The 3,789-nt window shown below is 69.3% G+C and carries 3 protein-coding genes and 1 tRNA gene; 3 read left to right on the top strand and 1 reads right to left on the bottom strand.

Features of this window, described 5'->3' with window-relative positions; all coding sequences use genetic code 11:
- Window positions 1-177: 177 nt before the first annotated feature.
- Window positions 178-645, bottom strand: a complete 468-nt coding sequence (locus E0D90_RS24480) for a GatB/YqeY domain-containing protein (protein WP_103502639.1) — start codon at window positions 643-645, stop codon at window positions 178-180.
- Between the two features lie 40 nt (window positions 646-685).
- Here E0D90_RS24480 and E0D90_RS24475 point away from each other — a divergent pair, with 40 nt between their 5' ends.
- The 3 genes from E0D90_RS24475 (at window position 686) to E0D90_RS24465 (ending at window position 3,700) form a co-directional block, all read left to right on the top strand.
- On the top strand, window positions 686-1,624 hold the full coding sequence (locus E0D90_RS24475) for a metallophosphoesterase (protein WP_103502640.1): 939 nt from the start codon (window positions 686-688) through the stop codon (window positions 1,622-1,624).
- A gap of 134 nt (window positions 1,625-1,758) precedes the next feature.
- A tRNA-Pro gene (locus tag E0D90_RS24470) sits at window positions 1,759-1,832 on the top strand.
- Window positions 1,833-2,293: 461 nt separating this feature from the next.
- Window positions 2,294-3,700: a hypothetical protein gene (locus E0D90_RS24465; protein WP_130800127.1), complete on the top strand. Its 1,407-nt coding sequence runs from the start codon at window positions 2,294-2,296 to the stop codon at window positions 3,698-3,700.
- The last annotated feature ends 89 nt before the right edge of the window (window positions 3,701-3,789 follow it).

The raw sequence follows: 3,789 nt of genomic DNA, 5'->3' as shown, positions 1-3,789 counted from the left end.
CCCCCCCCCCGCCCCCCCTTCCCCCACACCACACCACAGAAAACCACACAAAAAGGGGGGGGGGGGTGCCCCCCCGGTGGGTGTGCCACCCGCCCGCCGTCGTCGTTCACGCCCTTGGCCGATCCGGCCGCCTCAGCCGCCTCAGCCGCCCGGTCATCCGGCGCCGTCGCGGGCGGCTCAGCCCTCCGCGAGGGCGCGCTTCACGGCGGCGGAGACCCGTCCGCCCTCCGCCCGGCCGGCGACCTTCGGCGTCACCAGCTTCATCACGGCGCCCATGGCGCGCGGGCCCTCGGCGCCGTTCGCCTTCGCCTCGGCCACCGCGTCCGCGACCAGCGCGTCCAGCTCGTCGTCACCGAGCGGCGCGGGCAGGTACTCGGCCAGCAGCTCGCCCTCGGCGACCTCCCGCGCGGCCTGCTCGGCACGGCCACCCTTCTCGAACGCCTCGGCCGCCTCACGCCGCTTCTTCGCCTCACGGGCGATGACCTTCTGCACCTCGTCGTCGGAGAGCTCGCGGGCGGTCTTCCCCGAGACCTCCTCCTTCGTGATGGCGGCGAGCGTCATCCGCAGGGTGCCGGAACGCAGCTCGTCCCGCGCCTTGATGGCGGTGGTGAGGTCGTTGTGCAACTGGGCCTTCAGCGTGGTCATGCGGTCATTGTGTCAGGCCGGGGTCTGCAACGATGGGGGGATGCGTACGCGTTATTCGGTTCCCCTCGGCCTGGCCGCCGGCGTCGCCGCGGCGGGCGCGGCCACCCTCGGGTACGCGGCGGGGGTGGAGGCACGTTCCTTCCGGCTCCGGCGCGTCACCGTGCCGGTCCTGCCGCCCGGTACCCACCCGCTGCGGGTGCTCCAGGTCTCCGACATCCACATGGTGTGCGGGCAGCGCAAGAAGCAGCGCTGGCTCCAGTCCCTGGCGGGCCTGCGGCCGGACCTGGTGATCAACACCGGCGACAACCTCTCCGACACCGAGGGCGTCCCCGAGGTCCTCGACGCGCTCGGCCCGCTCATGGAGTTCCCCGGCGCCTACGTCTTCGGCTCCAACGACTACTACGCCCCCCAACTGCGCAACCCTGCCAAGTACTTGCTGGAACGCGTCACCGGCCGCCATGGCCTCAACGGCAACGCCGGAGCCACCGCGGTGCCCCGCAACCCCTGGTGGCTGCTGCGCGACGCCTTCGACGCCGCCGGCTGGGTCAACCTCACCAACACCCGGGGACGGATCAAGACCGCCGGCGTCGAGATCGCCCTCACCGGCCTCGACGACCCCCACATCAAGCGCGACCGCTACGCCGAGGTCAGCGGCGGGCCCGAGCGCGACGCCGACCTCGCCCTCGCCGTGGTCCACGCGCCCTACCTGCGCGTCCTCGACGCCTTCACCGCCGACGGCTACCCGCTGATCCTCGCGGGGCACACCCACGGCGGACAGGTCTGCGTCCCCTTCTACGGCGCGCTGGTCACCAACTGCGACCTCGACACCCGCCGCGTCAAGGGCCTCTCCCACCACGACTCCGGCGGCCACCGCTCCTACATGCACGTCTCCGCCGGCTGCGGCACCAACCGCTACACCCCGGTCCGCCTCGCCTGCCCCCCCGAGGCCACCCTCCTCACCCTCGTCGAACGCCCCTGACCCCCACGGCGCCACCCACCGCGCTGACCTGCGGGAACGCCCTGAAGCGGGGTCGCCGGACCGGCCGGGAGCGGCCCCACCGAATCGGATTTCGCGTACGGGCGCGGGTCGGCTAAGCTAATCCCACATCGCATCGGGGTGTGGCGCAGCTTGGTAGCGCGCTTCGTTCGGGACGAAGAGGTCGTGGGTTCAAATCCCGCCACCCCGACTGATGCAACACCAGGTCAGGCCCGGTACTGAGAAATCAGTACCGGGCCTGACCTGCTGTGCGGCCCTGTTCTGGGAGCCGGCTTCGGGCGGGCGGCTCCCCAGGCCGACGCGCAGCCAGAGAGGAGCGGTCTGTATCGCAACGTCGGCTCCTTGCCATGGCTGAGGGACCTCGCGCCTCCCTGTCCAGAGGGCTTCGACACCGGATAGCGGTGCCGCCGCAGGTGCACGAGCCCGTGCGGGGACGACTCCGGGCAGCTGACAGCAGCGCCCCAGTGAGCAGATCGCTCGCCATGGCTCGCACGGGCCGTGCACCGTGGGATACCGGAAGATCGCCGCGTACCTGCGGCGTGCAACCAGAAGAAGCTGGTCCAGTTACTCTCACGGCGTCGGTCGGCCGCACCGCTCTGGCTTGAATCGTATTCTTGTCGTCGGTATCGGGGATTCGTACCGTCCCGTTGCATGGACTCCACGGCTTTCGACGTGATCAGGCGTCTCGGTGACCTTCTGACCGTGCAGGTGAACTCATCGCCCGAACTCATCACCGGAGTCGGGAAGGCGGCCGGTGCCGTTGACCGCGAGCGGGCGAAAAAGAAAACCCCAGCCGAAGGTCATGGCCCTCGCAAGCTGGGCCTGCTCCCACTACCTCGGGCCGAGCGCGGTCCCCTATGGGTGACTCCATGGGATTTGCTGGCGACGTTCGCGCGCGGTACGGCCTTAGCACGGCAAGGACGAGGCAGGGGCTTGGCGGAGCATTGGCAAGGGCTGAAATACTGCCGCGCCTTCGCCGCCGACCGGCACGGGAGCCTGCGCCTCACCGATGAGGGGAAAGCCCCCGAACTATCCTATCGGGCCATGCAGGCAAGGGAGCTGGGCCGAGCGTTCGGGCTCGCCGTCGCTGAACGGGCGCTTCGCGAGAGATATCCGGACCACTTGATCAGCATCGTCGACGCTGAAACCGTCCTGCTTCCCGGCTTCGCCCGACCCAAGCCGGCCGGGACTCTCGGCGCCAGGCCGCGGCCGGACTTCCTGCTGGAGGCATGGCGTCCTGGTGAAGGCTCCCGAATCTTCGTGGTGACCGTGAACGGCAACCACCAAGCGGTGAGAGAGAAGACCTCCCCAAGCTCTCGCACGACGTACAGGCAGCTGGCCCGGGGCAATGAGCGTGTGCAGCGATTCCATGTGGGGCAGCGGAGCGCGACTCCCACGCTCACGACCTCGACCGAATTCCTGGCGACCGCCGGTGTGACGGTGCATGTCCTGCACACGGGCGGAGGTCTCGAGCTTCCAGTACGGCCGGTATCAGGTGCGGATTCGGCCGATGTGGCCATCGGCCGCCGCGCTCTGCGGTACGTGGACTCGGTGGCGCTCCCTGCGGAACGGGGGGCAGAACGGCACAACGCCTTCTTGATCCCTGAGAAGGAACTCTCGTGGTTCGGCCGCGTCGTCGCCCGAGCTCATGCCGCCGGACAGCTCGCCTTGGCCGGTGGAGGTGGAACGGTCGGCCGGTATTTGATCGACGAGCAGGGCCGCAAACACTTCAGTGAAACCGCTTACGCTGGCACGGCCAGCGTCCACGACGCGAAAGCCTGTTTCGCCGGGGAACGATACGTCGGCACTGACCAGGTCTTTCGTATCAATGGCACGCGGGTCGAAGCGTTTTCCGGCGTGGCAGCTGATCTCTACGACCTGCTCGCTGAGGGCAAGGCCGAGGAGTACCGCCGACGGACATATGAACGGCGGCACGACTGGCCAGAGCCGGATGATGTCGACGACTGGGGTGCGACTTCCTTCCGGCCGGACGGCACCGTACTCGCGATAAGGGTGGTGCCGGGGCAGGGATCACGCGAGGGCCGCTCACCAGGATGATCTCAACGAAGTGTGGCCCCGGAGGAGAAGCCGGCTCTTGCCGTCGCTGCCGATTCGAGGCGGGACGTGGTCATCGGGTGTGGGGGGTG

Source organism: Streptomyces otsuchiensis, from assembly GCF_004305975.1.
GTDB classification, from domain to species: domain Bacteria; phylum Actinomycetota; class Actinomycetes; order Streptomycetales; family Streptomycetaceae; genus Streptomyces; species Streptomyces otsuchiensis.
This window is presented reverse-complemented; position numbering and strand designations above follow the sequence as displayed.

Bases quoted from the DNA above. Each gene is read 5' to 3' on its own strand.
- E0D90_RS24480 (WP_103502639.1), bottom strand. From the start codon at position 645: ATGACCACGCTGAAGGCCCAGTTGCACAACGACCTCACCACCGCCATC.
- E0D90_RS24465 (WP_130800127.1), top strand. From the start codon at position 2,294: ATGGACTCCACGGCTTTCGACGTGATCAGGCGTCTCGGTGACCTTCTG.
- E0D90_RS24475 (WP_103502640.1), top strand. From the start codon at position 686: ATGCGTACGCGTTATTCGGTTCCCCTCGGCCTGGCCGCCGGCGTCGCC.